1 protein-coding gene is annotated in these 1,042 nt (G+C 65.0%); it reads left to right on the top strand.

Going from position 1 to position 1,042, the window contains the following annotated elements:
- Nucleotides 1-714 precede the first annotated feature (714 nt).
- Nucleotides 715-1,042: SymE family type I addiction module toxin (locus tag OZ10_RS20140; protein WP_039566885.1), on the top strand; the 328-nt coding region annotated here is incomplete at its 3' end.

The raw sequence follows: 1,042 nt of genomic DNA, 5'->3' as shown, positions 1-1,042 counted from the left end.
ATCGAGATGTTCTACAACCCCAACCGCCGCCACGGTTCAACTGGCGACTTGTCCCCTGTAGAGTTTGAACGGCGCTACGCGCAACGAGGGTCTTGAGTGTCTACGGAACCCTGGGCGTATCATCCTCAGCTGCCGATCGTGCGCCAGCACGCTACACAGACGCGTCAAACATCCTCCTCAGTTGCTATTGACACGCACACGCTGCACTCGCAATCTAGTCACAAGGAGCGTCGAAACTCCGTACATAGCGGTACCCACCTCCGTCAAACCGGTGGGTTTTTTGTGCCTGCATCCTGCAGGTACAAGCCGATGCAATGCCTGCGTCGGGAGGGCGGCTAATACAACACCCGCAAGGGGAATATGCCCGCCGACTATGTACGGTTTCGAACCTCCCGACATCCCGTCGCCGTTGGCGGCGGTTCTTGGGTTGTTCCAGGAGGGCGTTGCCATGTCTATCGCACCATCCATGCCGGCATTTGTGCCGGTTGATCAATCGCCAGCCTCTGCTCACCGCCTGCATTGGGATGTGGGCGAGGTGCTGCGCCGGCGCGACGCACGCGCAGCTGTTGAGCAGGCGAGCGCCCAATCCGTGCATCCGCTGAGTTGCAAGCCCGCTGTGTTGCCGCACACCTTGCGCCGCCGGCTCGCACGCAGTGCCGTGGCGCTGCAGCAGTGCGTCGCCGCACCCATCAATCTCCGCCACCCGGAGGCACCATGACACGCCGCCGCCCACCCACGGCATCTGCCAGCGCACGGCCCACCCGCACACGTGCGCGTTCCACACCGCCCAAGCGAGTGCAGTGGGTCGTTGTAGAACCCGACCGCACCAAGCTGCCACCGATGCTGCCGCCCGACCCGGAGGCCTCCCCGCAAGGCCCCGGCACGCTACGCGCACCCCGCCGCGCCCGCCGCCCGCGCCAATGCACGGTCAGCTACACCCATTACCCCGGCGCCCACGACCATGCCGGCGACCAGCACGTGCCCCACGTCCGCCTCAGCGGCCTATGGCTGGAACAACTGGGCTTTGCCATCGGCACCAAGC

The organism is Xanthomonas cannabis pv. cannabis, from assembly GCF_000802365.1.
Taxonomy (GTDB): Bacteria; Pseudomonadota; Gammaproteobacteria; order Xanthomonadales; family Xanthomonadaceae; genus Xanthomonas; species Xanthomonas cannabis.
This window is presented reverse-complemented; position numbering and strand designations above follow the sequence as displayed.